Here is a 14,268-nt window from a genome sequence, read left to right as displayed (position 1 = left end):
ACCTCAGACGGCGTCGAGCCGGGCGCGCAGCTCGGCTGGCAGCTCGAGGTCGACCGCCCCGAGGAGCTCGTCGAGCTGCTCCACGCTGCTGGCGCCCACGACCGGGATCACGGGGACCTCGCCGCCGAGCAACCAGGCCAGCACCACCTGGTGCGGCGTGGCGCCCAGCTCGGCGGCCACCTCGCGGAGCGCGCGGACCCGCGCGTGCGTGGTCGGGTGGTCGAAGCCCGCGAAGAGCGGCTTGTCCGGCCGCACGTAGGCGCCCTGCAGCAGGGGCGAGTACGCGACGACGGCCAGCGACGGCCGGCCCGGCGCGCCCGTGGAGCGGGCGTAGTCGAGCAGCTCCGGCGACGCCCAGCCGTGCCGCCCGGGGTCCGGGGCGGGGTAGGCGTAGGTGAGGTTCTGCTGCACCAGGCTGTAGGGCGCGACGCCCTGGCGGCGCGCCTCCTCGCGCGCCTCGACGACGCGCCACAGCGCGGCGTTGGAGATGCCGGTGAGCCCCACGATCCCCTCGGCCTGGAGCTTGCCGAACGCGGCGACGGTCTCGGCCAGGGGCGTCTCCCGGTCGTCGACGTGGCCGTAGAGCACGTCGATCCGCTCGACGCCGAGGTGGCGCAGGCTCTCGCGCGCCTCGCGGTCGACGACCTCGCCGGACAGGCCCTGGAAGTTCGTGGGCGGGGTGTTGGACAGGGGCAGCGCGGGGTCCTTCTTCGCCGCGCCGAGCTTGGTGGCGATCCGGACGTGGTCGCGCACGCCGCGGTCCGCGAGCCAGCGGCCGATGAGGTCCTCGCTGTCCCGGCCGTGGCCGCCCACCCAGGCGTTGTAGTTGTTCGCGGTGTCGAGGAACGTGCCGCCGGCCTCCACGAACCGGTCGAGGATCGCGAAGGTCGTCTCCTCGTCGGTCCGCGTGCCGAAGAACATCGTGCCCAGGCACAGGGTCGAGACCTCGACGGCGTGCTCGCCGTCGCCGACGGTGCGGTACTGCATGGGTCCTCCTCGGGGCGGGGTGGGCGCGGCAGGCGCCGGGCCGTGCGAGCGACGCTACGGGCGTGGTGGTCCGGGTGTACGGTCCGTTTCGATGGCCGCCGACCAGACCAATTCGCGGCTCGCGTGGGAGACGCTCCTCGAGCTCGACGGCGCGGGCAGCCGCGTCGCGCAGCTGGAGCGGGCGGTGCGGGACGCCGTCCGCACGGGCCGTGCGCCGGCCGGCGCGGCGCTGCCCGCGAGCCGGCGGCTGGCGGAGGTGCTCGGCGTCTCCCGCTGGGTGGTCACCGAGGTGTACGGCCAGCTCGTGGCCGAGGGCGTGCTCGAGGCGCGCACCGGGTCGGCCACCCGGGTGGCGGCGCAGGTCGCGCTCCCCGAGGTCGGCCGCCCGGCGCGCGGCCCAGAGGCCGGAGGCGGCCCGCAGCTCGCCCGCCGGCCCCGGTTCGACCTCGCACCCGGCGTCCCCGACCTGCGGCACGTGCCGCGCGACGCCTGGCTGCGGGCGGCGCGCGAGGCGCTCGCGGTCGCGGCGGGCGACGACCTCGGCGGCGTCCCGTGGGGCGGGCACCCGCGGGCCCGCGCCGCGCTCGCCGCCCACCTGCGGCGCGCCCGGATGGTCGCCGCGCCGGACGAGGCCGTCGTCCTGACCCACGGCGCCACCCGCGGCATGGCGCTGGTCGCCGCGGCGCTCGCCGCCGCCGGGCACCGGCACCTGCTCGTGGAGGACCCGAGCTGGCCGGTGCTGCGGGAGGTGGCACGCCGGGCCGGGCTGGAGCCCGTCCCCGTGCCGGTCGACGACGACGGGGTGGACGCCGACGCCCTCGCCGCCGCCGCGGCGCGCACCGGGGCGCGCGCCGCGCTGCTGACCCCGGCGCACCAGTTCCCGACCGGCTCGGCGCTCGCGCCGGAGCGCCGTCAACGCGTGGTGGCGTGGGCCCGGGCGGTCGACGGCCTGGTCGTGGAGGACGACTACGACGCGGAGTTCCGGTACGACCGGCGCCCCGTGGCAGCCCTGCAGCGCCTCGCCCCCCAGCACGTGCTGCTGCTCGGCTCGCTGAGCAAGACGCTCGCGCCCGCGTTCGGGACCGGCTGGGCCGTGGTGCCGCCGCGGTGGCGCACGCCCCTGGAGCGGGCGGCGCGGGACGTCGCGGACGGTCCCTCGACGGTCGACCAGCTGACGTTCGCGCGGCTGCTGGACGGCGGCGCGTACGACCGGCACCTGCGCGCGACGCGCGTCCGGTACCGCCGGCGGCGGGACGCGCTGGTGGCGGCCCTCGGCCGCGCCCTGCCCGAGGCGCGGGTCCGCGGGCTGCCGGCGGGGCTGCACCTGCTGCTCGACCTGGGCGCGGGCGCCCCGGACACTGCGGCAGTCGTGCGCGCGGCGGCCGACCGCGAGGTCGCCGTCGCCGACCTGCGCCGCTACCAGGCCCGCCCGGCCCCCCGTTCGGGCACCCTCGTGCTCGGCTACGGCAACCTCGCCGACGCCCGCGTCGACGAGGCCGTGACGCGGCTCGCGGAGGCGGTGTCCGCGGCGGGGCGCTGACGGACCGGGGCGCCGTGCACGCCCGGCCGGTCCGTCCGACGAGCCGGCGCCGGGCCCTACGCTGGCGCCGTGGCAGCCACCCGCCTGCGCCGCGTCGCCGTCCTGGTGCTCGAGGGCGCCAAGCCGCTCGACGTCGGCATCCCCGCGCAGGTCTTCACGACCCGCCCGAGCATGCCGTACGAGGTCCGCGTCTGCGGCCCCGCGCCGGGCCTGGTGCGCGGCGGCGACGGCCTGTCGTACCACGTCGCCGACGGGCTCGACGCGCTCGGGTGGGCCGACGTCGTCTTCGTGCCCGGCTACCGCTTCCCCGACCGCGAGGACCCCCCGACGCCAGTCGTCGAGGCGCTCGTGGCGGCGCACGACCGCGGCGCGGACCTCGCCGCCATCTCGACCGGGGCCTTCGCCCTGGCGGCCACGGGCCTGCTCGACGGGCGCCGCGCCACCACGCACTGGCACTACACGCGGGCGTTCGCGGCGCGGTACCCCCGCGTCACGGTGGACGAGAACGTCCTGTTCGTGGACGAGGGGCGCGTGCTCACCTCGGCCGGCGCGGCGTCCGGCATCGACCTGTGCCTGCACATGGTCCGGCGCGACCTCGGCGTGGCGGCGTCGAACCACGCCGCCCGGCGCCTGGTCGCCGCGCCGTACCGCAGCGGCGGCCAGGCGCAGTACGTGCCGCGCAGCGTGCCCGAGCCGCTGGGCGAGCGGTTCGCCGCGACCCGCGAGTGGGCGCTGCACCGGCTCGACAAGCCGCTGACCCTGGAGGTGCTCGCGCGGCACGCCGCGGTGTCGCCGCGCACGTTCTCGCGCCGCTTCGTCGAGGACACCGGCTACACGCCGATGCAGTGGGTCCTGCGCGCCCGTGTCGACGTGGCCCGCGCGCTCCTCGAGCGCTCGGAGCGCTCCGTCGAGCAGGTGGCGGCCGACGTCGGGCTCGGCACGGGCGCCAACCTGCGGCGCCACTTCCAGCGCGTCCTGGGGACGACGCCGAGCGAGTACCGGCGCACCTTCGCGCGCGGCGGGTAGCACGCGCGCCCGGCGCCGGGACGGAGCGCGGGGCGGCTGGCGAGATCCTTGCGGACCGTGGCGCTCGCGCCGCTGTCCGCGCCGGGTCGGTCCCGGACATCCTCGTGGCGTCCGACAGGAACCACCGGGAGGGACCCATGACCCGCATCGCCATCAACGGCTTCGGCCGCATCGGCCGCAACGTGCTGCGCGCGCTCCTGGAGCGGGGCAGCGACCTGGACGTCGTCGCCGTCAACGACCTCACCGAGCCGGCCGCGCTGGCACGGCTGCTGGCCTTCGACTCGACGGCCGGGCGGCTCGGGCGCCCGGTGGACGTGGACGGCGACGCCCTCGTCGTCGACGGCCGCCGCATCGCGGTGCTCGCCGAGCGCGAGCCCGCGAGCCTGCCGTGGGCGGACCTCGGCGTCGACGTCGTGCTGGAGGCGACCGGGCGCTTCACGAAGGCGTCCGCCGCCCGCGCCCACCTCGAGGCCGGCGCGCGCACCGTCCTGGTCGGTGCGCCGTCGGACGGCGCCGACGTCACGGTCGCCTACGGCGTCAACACCGACGCCTACGACCCGGCCGCCCACACGATCGTCTCCAACGCCTCGTGCACCACCAACGCGCTCGCGCCCCTGGCGCTCGTGCTGCACGAGCTGGCCGGCATCGAGCACGGCTTCATGACGACCGTGCACGCCTACACGCAGGAGCAGAACCTGCAGGACGGCCCGCACCGCGACCCGCGCCGGGCCCGCGCCGCCGCCCTGAACATCGCGCCGACGACGACGGGCGCCGCCAAGGCGATCGGGCTGGTGCTCCCGCAGCTCGACGGCCGGCTGTCCGGCGACTCGATCCGGGTCCCCGTGCCGGTGGGGTCGCTGGTGGAGCTCAACACGACCGTGGCGCGCGACGTCACCCGCGACGACGTGCTGGCCGCCTACCGGGCCGCGGCCGCCGGGCCGCTGAAGGGCGTGCTCGAGTACTCGGAGGACCCGCTCGTGTCGTCGGACATCGTCGGCAACCCGGCGTCGTCGATCTTCGACTCGCTGCTGACCCGGGTGGAGGGGCGGCACGTCAAGGTGGTCGCCTGGTACGACAACGAGTGGGGCTTCTCGAACCGCGTGGTGGACACGCTGGAGCTGATCGCCCGGTCGCGGCGCTGAGGCCTGCCCGCGGGACGGGACGGCCCGGGACGCGACGTCGACGCCGGGCCGCCGTCCCGCGGGATCATGCCTCGTCGGCGGCCGACGGTCGTGCGACCAGCCCTTCGAGCACGCTGAGCGCGACGTCGGGCAGGTCCACGTTCCGGTTGCCGGCTCCGCTCTTGAGGATGGTCAGCGCGGTGGCCGCGTCGCACCGGTTGGTCACCATGACGGCGCCGACGGCACGGTCGATCGCGGCCTGCGCGGCCAGCGCCTCCTGCAGCGCCCGGCGTTGAGCCTCCACCGCGCCGACGGTGGTGCACAGGTCCAGCACCCGGGCCATCTCCTGGGCGTAGACGTCGGCGCGCAGCAGGTCGTCGGTGCTCCAGGGCCCGGGCCAGGGGCGGTAGACGTTCATCGACACCCCCGTGCCGGTGCGGGCATGGCCGGGGAACGCGCCCGAGGACAGCAGCCCGGCCCGGAGGGAGGCGTCGGTCCACTCGGGCCAGCGGGGGCTGGCCCGCACGTCGTCGACCACGATGACGCCGCCGCCGTCCATCGCATCGATGCAGGGGCCGGTCCCCGACGCGATCTCCACCTCGTCGCAGCCGGCCGCCGCCGGGTCGGTGCTGGCGGAGCGGCGGACGTCCTGCCCGAACCGCATCGTGATGCTGCACGACGCGCCGTTGCCGAGGGTGACCGCCGCGTGCGCGGCGAAGTGCTCCAGGTGCTCGTCGACCAGGCCGAGCACGATGCCGTCGGTCGCCTGTCCGTCGGAGCGGTCCACGCGGCCCTCCCCACTCGCGGAGCATGTCCGACCAGCGTCGCACGCCCCGCCCGGGCGTGCAGAAGGACCTCGCCGCGCCGCAGCCGGCCCGTCTCGGGGCCGGCTGCGGCGCCGCGGGGCGCGGGTGGCGCGCGCCGGGCTCCGTGAGGCGGCGGGCGGGACGACCCCGACCATGCCGCGGACCTGGCCGGCGTCGGCCTGCTCGTGGATCGTGGGCAGCTCGCTCAGCGGCACGCGGCGGGCGATCTCCACGTGCAGGTCGCCGCTGTCGACCAGGGCGACGAGCCGGGAGAGCACCTCGGCGTCCGGGTGGACGAAGATCGTGGCGGCGCGCACGCCGCGGTCCTCGTCGCTCGGGGTCGGCACGGTCGGGGTGGTGGAGACGACCACGCCACCGTCGCGGACCCGCGCCGCCAGGGCGACGAACCCCTCCGGGGTGAGGGGAGCCAGGTTGAGCAGGACGTCGACGGGCTCGTCCACGGCATCGAGCACGGAGGTCGTCGTGTGGTCGACGACCTGGTCCGCGCCCGACGCCACGACGCTCTCGCGGCTGCGCGGGCTCGCGGTGGCGACGACGTGCGCGCCGGCACGCTTGGCCAGCTGGACGGCGTACCCGCCGACCGGACCGCCGGCCCCGTTGACGAGCACGCGCTGCCCGGACTGGAGGCCGCCCGCCTCGAACAGCGCCTGCCAGGCGGTGAGCCCGACCGACGGCAGCCCGGCCGCGTCGGCGAGCGGGATGCGCGTCGGCGCCTCGACCAGCGCGTCCGCCGGAGCGACGACGTACTGCGCCGCCGAGCCGTCCGCGGCCATCGGGATGAACCCGATGACCTCGTCGCCCACCGCGAGGCCCTCCACCCCCTCGCCGAGCGCGTCGACCGTGCCGGAGACGTCGTAGCCGGGCGTGTGCGGCAGCGTGATCGGGATCGGGAGGAACCCGCCGCGCATCCCGCCGTCGGCGGGGTTGAACGCCGAGCCGGCGACCCGCACGCGGACCTGGCCGGCGCCGGGCGCCGGCTGGTCGACGTCCTCGTACCGCAGGACCTCGGGGCCGCCAGTCTCATGGAACCGAACTGCCTTCATGATGTCTCTCCGCTCCTCAGGTGCTTCGGGTTCGAAGCAACTGAGGAGGACGCTAGCAGTGCTTCGAATCAGAAGCAACCCCTTCGCATTCGAAGCACCGGTAGGATCGGGGCATGTCCTCCGCCCCTCGCTCTCTCGACGCCGTGCAGCTCGGTGCGTACTTCGCCCTCATCGAGGCCAGCAGCCTGCTGCGGCATGCGGTCGACCAGCAGCTGCACGAGGCCGGGGACCTCAGCTACGTCCAGTTCCAGCTGCTGGCCACGCTGGGCGACGCCCCGGGCGGGAGCCGACGGATGACCGACCTGGCCGACGGGGTCGTCTACAGCCGCAGCGGGCTGACGTACCAGGCCCAGACCCTGGAGAAGCGAGGGCTCGTGAGCCGCGCGCCGTCGCGCGACGACGAGCGCAGCATCACCGTCACCATCACCGACGAGGGCCGTGCCGTGCTCGCCCAGGTCTTCCCGGGCCACGTCGCCGTCCTCGAGGAGCTGCTGTTCGCCGCGCTGTCACCGTCCGACGTCGAGACGCTCGCCGAGATCCTGACCCGGGCGAGGGACCACATGCGTCAGGCGCCGCCGCGGTCGGCAGCGCCGCGACGACGCCGGAAGGCGGCCAGGGCGGCCAGGGCCTGACGGCTCCAGGGGCACGCAGGGCCCCAGCCCGAAGACCGTCGGCGCCCCCCAGCGGTGCAGCCGACCGCCGAGCGCCTCGACGTCGCCCTCGGGCGGCGCAGCGCGAGGTTCCGTCGTGGTCTAGCCGCGCGGCAACGCCGCGGCGGCGCCCGCGGGCGTCCACCGGTAGGTCTGCGCGGCCGCGTGGAACTCGCGTGCGATCTCGTCGTCGTCGCGCGTCGCCGCGGCCACCAGCGCCGGTGGGGCACCGTCGATCGGGATCGCCACGATGTCGGGCCGGATCGCGAGCCGCGGATCGTGCTCGGGAAGCACGGCGACGGCCTGGCGGGTGGCGACGAGCTCGAGCTTGTCGTCGAAGCTGTCGGCCGAGAGGCGGGAGAGCGGCACGGGGGAGTCGTCCTCGAGCCTCCAGAACGACGTCCAGTCGGCGTCGGCCGAGGCGCAGGACACGCGCGGGTCCCCCTCGAAGTCCTCGGGCGCCACCGACGCGCGGGCCGCGAGGGGGTGGTCGACCGAGACGACCAGGGCGCGCGGGTCGGCGCCGATCATGGTCACCTGAAGGCCGTCGGTCTCCAGTGGCAGCCGAGCGACGAGGCCGTCGACGAGGCCCTCCCGCAGGGCGTCGGCGGGCTTCTCCTCGGGCAGCCGGCGGGTCGCGATCGCGACGCCGGGGAAGCGCTCGGAGAGATGGCGGGAGATCGGCGAGACGACGATCCCGCCCGTGTACCCGATCGTGAACGTCCGGACGCCAGCCGCCGCGCGCGCGGCGTCGGTGGCGCTCCGCGCCTGGCGCAGCAGCGCGCGGGCCTGCGGCAGGAAGGCGGTGCCGGCGGCGGTGAGCCGGCTGCCGCGCGGCGTGCGGTCGAGCAGGCGCGCCCCGACCTGGGCCTCCAGCCGGCGGATCTGCCGGCTGAGCGAAGGCTGCGCGATCAGCAGCGCGTCGGCCGCCCGGCCGAAGTTGCCGTGCTCGGCGACCGCGACGAAGTAGCGGATCAGTCGCAGGTCGAGGTCCGGCCCGGCCTGCTCCCGATCGTCCGTTCCGACCGTCATCCCACCAGCCTATGGCGGCCGGGAGGGGTGGTGCCGGACATGCATCCGAGGCATGGCCGGGTGCGAGACAGGTCTTGGACGGCGGGGGTTCGGCGGAGGTCGACTGGGCCCGCAGAACGGGATCGCGGCCCGCGCCGCGGTCCGTCCCACATCACATCGGAGGAACGATGACCGACCTGACGGAAGGTCCCTACGCAGGCAAGAGGATCGTCATCACGGGTGGGAGCACCGGCTTCGGGCTCGCCACCGCGCGTCTGCTGACCGACGGCGGGGCGCGCGTGCTGCTCACGGGGCGCAACAAGGAGGCCCTCGATGCCGCGCGCGTCACGCTGGGGGAGCGGGTCGTCGCGGTGCGCAGCGACGCGGGCTTGATCGACGACATCGACGCGCTCGCCGCGCGGGTGCGCGAGGAGCTCGGCACGATCGACGGGCTGTTCGCGAATGCCGGCGTGAACTCCTTCGCGCCCGTCGCCGACACGACGCCCGAGCAGTTCGACGACGTCTTCGCCATCAACACGCGAGGGCCGTACTTCACGGTGCAACGGCTCGCGCCGCTGCTGGCGCCGGGCAGCGGTGTCGTGCTCACGACGTCGGTGGCCGCCACGCTGGGGCTGCCGACGCTCAGCGCCTATGCGGCGAGCAAGGCGGCGGTGCGCGCGATGGCGCGAGGACTCGCGCGGGAGCTGCTGCCGAACGCCGTGCGGGTGAACGCGATCAGCCCGGGCCCGATCGACTCGGGCATCCTGGCCAAGTCGATGCCGGCCGAGGCCGCAGAGCAGACGAAGACCGCGATGGCCGCCGACAACCCGATGCGGCGCATGGGCACGGTCGACGAGATCGCGAAGGCCGTCGCGTTCCTGATGTTCGACGCCACGTACACGACGGGGGCGGAGCTGGTCGTCGACGGCGGCGGCTCGCAGCTCTGACTCCGCTCCAGTACACGGCCCCTGCGTGACACGAAGGCGTCCCCGGCCGTCGGCCGGGGACGCCTTCGTCGTCCGTCCGCCGGCGGCCACGCGCGGCGCTCCTACGTGACGTCCGGCGCCGCGGGGGCCGCGGCGGCCGTCGCGTGCAACGAGGCCAGCAGCCGCAGCTTGTCGGCGCTCGGCGACCCGGGCGCCGCCTGGTAGACGATCAGCTGGCGGCCGGGGGAGCCCTTGACGTCGAACGCGTGGTAGTCGAGGACCAGGTCGCCGACGTCGCGGTGGCGCAGCGCCTTGGCGTCGTGCGTCTTGCCGCGGACGTCGTGCCGGGCCCACAGGTGGCGGAACGCGGCGCTGGCCCCGGAGAGCTCGACCACCAGCCGGCGGACGGCGTCGGCGGAGCCCACGTGTCCCTGGGCCAGGCGCAGGTTGGCCACGCAGGACTCCGCGGCGCGGTCCCAGTGGGCGTAGAAGCGCGCGCCGACCGGGTCGAGGAACGTCATGCGCGCCAGGTTGTCGATGCGCTCGAACTCGCCGTACAGGGCGCCGGCCAGGGCGTTGTGCGCCAGCACGTCGAGCTGCCGGTCGATGATCAGCGCGGGGGTGTGCGGCCACGCCTCCAGCAGGTCCAGCAGGGACTGCGACGGTGCCTCGCTGGGCGACGCCAGGGCGGTGGGCGCCAGGTCGGCCAGGCGGAACAGGTGCTCGCGCTGGTCGGGGTCGAGGCACAGGGCGCTGGCGATCGCGTTGAGCACCGACGGCGACGGGTTGCGCTCGCGGCCCTGCTCCAGGCGGGCGTAGTAGTCCACGCTCACGCCGGCGAGCATCGCGACCTCCTCGCGCCGCAGCCCGGGCACGCGGCGGGTGGTGTGCCCGGGCAGCCCGACGTCGTCGGGTTGGACGTGGCCGCGGCGGGCCTTGAGGAACGGGCCGAGGTCGGAGGTGCTCACGATCAGACCGTAGGGGCCGCGCCCGGCGGCAACCAGGACGTGGTGCTCCCTGGCAGCCGTCGGACGCGGCGCGCCGGGCCCGACGGCCCGGCGCACCGCCTGCTCAGCGTCGCGTCATCACGAACCCGGCGTGGTGCAGCACGCCGTCCAGCAGCTGGCCGAACGCCCAGAAGCCGGAGTCGTCGAGATAGGTGATCCGGTCGACGTGGACCCAGTAGCGGCCGGTGTAGGCGTCGGCGCGCCCGCCCCGGGTCTCCGAGTAGCGGCCGTCGGGCCGCAGGTGCTGCTGCAGGCCGCGGCCAGGGTCGTGCCAGGTGCCCACCCACGCCCGTCGGACGGTCGGGTCGGCGACGTCCTGGCCCGCGGGCCGGGTTGGGGCGCCGTCCCAGGCTTCGAGGCGCCCGGCGACCCAGACGGCCAGCAGGTCGCGCGGGGAGACGACGAGCATGCGGCGCACCTGCGTCGCGGTGACCGGGCGGCGCACCACGGCGAAGGTGGCCGGGTTGCCGGGCACCAGGTCGTAGGCGCCGCGCCGGGCCGGCGGCAGCTGTGCGACCGCGCTGTCCACCAGCAGCGGGACCACGTGCGCGCCGTCCACGTCGATCGCCTCCCGGCCGAGGCCGGTGGATTCCGCGGCCAGGTGCTCGCCGACGACGTGCAGCTCGCCGGGCGCCACCGCGTCGGGCCGTGTCCTGACCTGGGCGCCCGTGAGGACGAACGTGCTGCTGCTCGGCGGGGTCGCCGGCGGGGTCACCGGCGCGCCCCGGTGGTCGCGAGGCGCTCGGTGATGGCGGCGACCGAGTCGTGCACCTGGGTGCGCAGGGCGTCGACGTCCACGCCGACGAGCGCGCCGGCCCACTTGCGCACCTGGCCGGCCACCCACACGGAGGTGATGTTGGAACGGTCGGCGCCCAGCACGAGGGTCCCGACGGCGTCGTGCAGCGGCATGGTGTTGATCGCCTCGGCGTCCACGACGATCAGGTCGGCCTGCTTGCCGGGGGTGATCGAGCCGGTGCGGTCGTCGAGGCGCAGCGTGCGCGCCCCGGACAGGGTGGCGAAGTCCAGCACGTCGCGGGTGGTGATGCGGGTGGGCTCCGCCTCGGTGCCGTAGGCGGCGTTGACCGCGCGCATGCGCTGGATCGTCAGCAGCGCGCGCATCTGCGTGAACATGTCGGAGGCCAGCGCGACCTCCACGTCCACCGACAGTCCGGGGCGGATCCCGTGGGCGAGGGCCTCGTCGACCGGCGGGACGGCGTCCTCGAGCCCGATCTGGGCGTCGGAGGTGGGGGCCAGGGACACGGTGACGCCGTGGTCGCGCATCGCCGCCCAGGCGTCTGCGGACAGCGCGGTGGAGTGGATCGACTCCAGGTGCGGGCCGAGCAGCCCCTGCCTGCGCCAGTCGAGGATGGCCGCCGAGGCGGCTTGGCCGAACATCACGTCCAGGCTCACGCCGATGTCCAGGTCGGTCGCGACGCGGGCCAGCTCGGGGCCGTAGGCGAGGTGCCCGGCGATGTCGCCGGTGGCCAGCGCTGCCATGCGCAGCGTGACCAGCTGGTCATCGGTGGGGACGTAGGTCGAGCGCAGCCGGGCCAGGTCCGCGGGCCACTGGCCGTCCCAGTGGCCGAAGTGCGGGGCCATGGAGGCGTGCACGCCACGGATGCCGGTGTCGATCAGCGCGGTGATCGCGGCGTCGGAGTGGGCGGTGGTGCGCGAGTTGTGCGAGAAGTCGAGCATCGTGGTGATGCCGCCGTCGAGGGCGGTCAGCGCGGCCAGCCGGGTGCCGAGGTACACGTCGTCGGCGGTGTAGGCCGGCGCGACGTGCATGAGCGTGGACCGCAGGTAGCCGCCCAGGTCGTCGACGTCGGGGATCGTGCGGCGCATCTGGGCCTGCCAGGCGTGGCGGTGGGTGTCCACCATGCCGGGGGCCACGATGCTGCCGGTCGCGTCGACGACGATCGCCCCGGCGTCGGGCAGGTGGCGGCCGACCTCGACGATGCGTGCCCCGCGGACCAGCACGTCGCCGGCGTCGAGGATGCCGAGCGTGGGGTCCATCGTCACGACGGTGCCGCCGCGCAGCAGGACGAGGCGGTCGGGATCGGCGGCGGAGCGGGTCAGTGCGTCCAGGGTGGGGTCGGTGCTCATCGGGCGTCCTTCCGGTGCATGGTGTATCCGGCGTGGTGCAGGGCGTCGCCGGCGAACCGGCCGAAGGCCCAGAAGCCGAGGTCGTCGAGGTAGTCGATGCGGTCGCCGTCGATCCAGTAGCTGCCCTGGAAGGCGTGCGGCCGCCCGCCGCGGGTCTCGTCGTAGCGGCCGTCGGCGGTCAGCTCCTGGTGCAGGAAGTCCTCGGTGTCGACCCACACGCCCACCCGGGCGGGGTCGACTGCGAGCCGGTCGGGCTGCAGCCGCTCGCGGGTCGGGGTCGTGCCGACGTGCGCGCCGGCCCAGTGCACGGGCCGCCCCTCGTGCAGCACGGCCAGCAGCCGCCCGGGCCGGGCGAACGCGGCGTGCAGCGCCGCGGGCAGGTCGGCGGCGTGCTGGTCGGGCACGACGACGAGGCTGGCGTCGGCGCCGGGGGCGAGCGTCCCGGCGCCCGTGCCGCGCGGGGCGCTGCCGAGGGCGACGCTCGCGTCGAGGCGGGCCGGCAGGACGGTGGTGCCGGTGGCATCGACGACCACGGCGCCGTCGTCCTCGGCCGCGGTGACGATGCCGGGCCCGACGCCGACGACCAGCGCCCCGCCGATCAGCACGTCGGCTCCGCGCATGGTGCCGATCAGCGGATCCAGCGTGTGGACCGTCGCGTTGGTCAGGAGCAGGGGCCGGTCGGCGCCGGCGCGCACGGCGGCCAGGCCGGCGGCCGTGAAGGTGGGGAAGGTGTCTGGCATGCCCCCACCCTCGTGCGGCCCCGTCCGGTGCAGAAGGCCGGGACGCACCCAGGGAGCGGCGCACCCCGCCAGCGCCGGCCGGCGGGCCGACAGGGCGTGCCGCGGGTGGGTGCCCCGTGAAAACGGGGTGATCGCCGGCCGCGCCCGCCGCTACGGTTCCCCCATGCCGCAGGTCACGCAGGTCACGCAGGTCAGGCAGGTTCAAGTCACGTTCGACTGCGCCGAGCCCGCGAAGGTCGCGCGCTTCTGGTGCGAGGTGCTCGGGTACCGGATCGCGCCGTCCGCCGAGGGCGAGGACTCCTGGTCCGCCTGCGAGAACCCGACCGGCGTCGGGCCGCGGCTGTACTTCCAGCGCGTGCCCGAGGGCAAGGCCGTCAAGAACCGCGTGCACCTCGACGTCCGGGTCGGCACCGGGCTCGTGGGGCAGGAGCGCCTCGCCGCCCTGGAGGCCGAGTGCGCGCGGCTCGTGGCGCTCGGCGCGACGCACGTGCGGACGCTGTACGCCGACGCGGAGAACGAGTCGTGCATCCTCATGCGCGACGTCGAGGACAACGAGTTCGACCTCGACTGAGCGGTCGCCGCCTCGCCCGATGAGATCGGGGCTCCCGGCCGGTCCCACCTCCTGACACCGGAGGAAGGGACACCGCCATGTCGGAGCTTCTCGTCGACTTCATCACCTCCCTCGACGGGTACGCGTCGGGAGAGGGCTGGCCCGGGTTCTGGGGCCTCGAAGGCCCGGAGTACCTCGCCTGGCTCGGCGAGCAGCCCGAGGTCACCTACCTCATGGGAGCCAACACCTACCGCCTCATGTCGGGCTTCGCCGCGGGCACGCTCCCGGACGGTCAGGACGAGCTCAGGGCCGAGGAGGAGGCGTCCGTCGACGGGCTCACGCAGGCGCCCAAGGTGGTCTTCTCCGCATCCCTCGCGGAGCCGCTGGCGTGGGCCAACTGCACGCTCGTCCGCGACGACGCCGTCGCAGCGGTCCGGGAGATGAAGGCGAGCGGCTCGGGGATCCTCAGCACGATCGGCAGCCTCAGCCTGTGCCGGTCCCTGCTGCGGGCCGGGCTCGTCGACCGCTTCCGGGTCGTGATGTTCCCGGTCATCACCGGCGCCACGGGGCAGGAGCGCATCTACGACGGCTATCCGGACGTCGCCCTCGAGATGATCGAGCACCGCACCTTCGACGGCCGCATCCAGCTCGTCGAGTACGCGCCACGCGTGCTCGAGCACCCGCCGCTCGGCGCCCCTGCGTGACGCGGCGCCCCTGCGTGACGCGGCGCCCCTGTG

General features: G+C 75.5%; 14 protein-coding genes. 7 read left to right on the top strand and 7 right to left on the bottom strand.

What is annotated here, in order from left to right; all coding sequences use genetic code 11:
* Positions 1-3: 3 nt before the first annotated feature.
* The gene (locus tag GSF02_RS02855) at positions 4-987 is read right to left on the bottom strand and encodes an aldo/keto reductase (RefSeq protein WP_159792566.1); all 984 of its coding nucleotides are present in this window, start codon (positions 985-987) and stop codon (positions 4-6) included.
* Positions 988-1,078: 91 nt separating this feature from the next.
* On the opposite strand from GSF02_RS02855, the gene pdxR reads away from it, so the two are divergent.
* The 3 genes from pdxR to gap all read left to right on the top strand — a co-directional run bounded on the left by pdxR (position 1,079) and on the right by gap (position 4,695).
* Entirely contained in the window at positions 1,079-2,527 is a 1,449-nt protein-coding gene (gene pdxR / locus GSF02_RS02850) for a MocR-like pyridoxine biosynthesis transcription factor PdxR (protein WP_159792564.1), read from the top strand.
* Between the two features lie 69 nt (positions 2,528-2,596).
* Positions 2,597-3,553, top strand: a complete 957-nt coding sequence (locus GSF02_RS02845; protein WP_159792562.1) for a GlxA family transcriptional regulator — start codon at positions 2,597-2,599, stop codon at positions 3,551-3,553.
* A 137-nt stretch (positions 3,554-3,690) separates the two neighbouring features.
* Positions 3,691-4,695: a type I glyceraldehyde-3-phosphate dehydrogenase gene (gene gap, locus GSF02_RS02840; RefSeq protein WP_159792560.1), complete on the top strand. Its 1,005-nt coding sequence runs from the start codon at positions 3,691-3,693 to the stop codon at positions 4,693-4,695.
* A gap of 64 nt (positions 4,696-4,759) precedes the next feature.
* Here the strand turns inward: gap and GSF02_RS19120 are convergent, their stop codons facing one another.
* Complete coding sequence (locus GSF02_RS19120; RefSeq protein ID WP_159792558.1) at positions 4,760-6,544, bottom strand: zinc-binding dehydrogenase; 1,785 nt, start codon at positions 6,542-6,544, stop codon at positions 4,760-4,762.
* A gap of 113 nt (positions 6,545-6,657) precedes the next feature.
* Here GSF02_RS19120 and GSF02_RS02830 point away from each other — a divergent pair, with 113 nt between their 5' ends.
* On the top strand, positions 6,658-7,176 hold the full coding sequence (locus GSF02_RS02830) for a MarR family winged helix-turn-helix transcriptional regulator (RefSeq protein WP_159792556.1): 519 nt from the start codon (positions 6,658-6,660) through the stop codon (positions 7,174-7,176).
* A gap of 120 nt (positions 7,177-7,296) precedes the next feature.
* Here the strand turns inward: GSF02_RS02830 and GSF02_RS02825 are convergent, their stop codons facing one another.
* Positions 7,297-8,226, bottom strand: a complete 930-nt coding sequence (locus GSF02_RS02825; RefSeq protein ID WP_159792554.1) for a LysR family transcriptional regulator — start codon at positions 8,224-8,226, stop codon at positions 7,297-7,299.
* 167 nt (positions 8,227-8,393) lie between these two features.
* On the opposite strand from GSF02_RS02825, the gene GSF02_RS02820 reads away from it, so the two are divergent.
* On the top strand, positions 8,394-9,152 hold the full coding sequence (locus tag GSF02_RS02820) for an SDR family oxidoreductase (RefSeq protein WP_159792552.1): 759 nt from the start codon (positions 8,394-8,396) through the stop codon (positions 9,150-9,152).
* A 101-nt stretch (positions 9,153-9,253) separates the two neighbouring features.
* Here GSF02_RS02820 and GSF02_RS02815 read toward each other — a convergent pair whose 3' ends face one another.
* From GSF02_RS02815 to GSF02_RS02800, 4 genes are all read right to left on the bottom strand, one after another.
* The gene (locus GSF02_RS02815; protein ID WP_159792550.1) at positions 9,254-10,099 is read right to left on the bottom strand and encodes a helix-turn-helix domain-containing protein; all 846 of its coding nucleotides are present in this window, start codon (positions 10,097-10,099) and stop codon (positions 9,254-9,256) included.
* Positions 10,100-10,202: 103 nt separating this feature from the next.
* Positions 10,203-10,853 (bottom strand): Atu4866 domain-containing protein, encoded by a 651-nt coding sequence (locus GSF02_RS18490; RefSeq protein WP_201308754.1) that lies wholly within the window; start codon positions 10,851-10,853, stop codon positions 10,203-10,205.
* Entirely contained in the window at positions 10,850-12,241 is a 1,392-nt protein-coding gene (locus tag GSF02_RS02805) for an amidohydrolase family protein (RefSeq protein WP_159792548.1), read from the bottom strand. The genes GSF02_RS18490 and GSF02_RS02805 overlap by 4 nt, the downstream gene beginning before the upstream one ends.
* Positions 12,238-12,981 (bottom strand): Atu4866 domain-containing protein, encoded by a 744-nt coding sequence (locus GSF02_RS02800; protein ID WP_159792546.1) that lies wholly within the window; start codon positions 12,979-12,981, stop codon positions 12,238-12,240. The genes GSF02_RS02805 and GSF02_RS02800 overlap by 4 nt, the downstream gene beginning before the upstream one ends.
* A 163-nt stretch (positions 12,982-13,144) precedes the next feature.
* Here GSF02_RS02800 and GSF02_RS02795 point away from each other — a divergent pair, with 163 nt between their 5' ends.
* Both GSF02_RS02795 and GSF02_RS02790 read left to right on the top strand, forming a co-directional pair.
* Positions 13,145-13,552: a VOC family protein gene (locus GSF02_RS02795; RefSeq protein ID WP_159792544.1), complete on the top strand. Its 408-nt coding sequence runs from the start codon at positions 13,145-13,147 to the stop codon at positions 13,550-13,552.
* Between the two features lie 77 nt (positions 13,553-13,629).
* On the top strand, positions 13,630-14,235 hold the full coding sequence (locus GSF02_RS02790) for a dihydrofolate reductase family protein (protein ID WP_159792542.1): 606 nt from the start codon (positions 13,630-13,632) through the stop codon (positions 14,233-14,235).
* Positions 14,236-14,268: the final 33 nt, after the last annotated feature.

Origin of the sequence: Puerhibacterium puerhi, assembly GCF_009846865.1 — a bacterium.
In the GTDB taxonomy this organism is placed as follows: domain Bacteria; phylum Actinomycetota; class Actinomycetes; order Actinomycetales; family Cellulomonadaceae; genus Puerhibacterium; species Puerhibacterium puerhi.
Note: the sequence above shows the minus strand (reverse complement) of the source record. Positions and strands in the feature narration are given on the sequence as shown.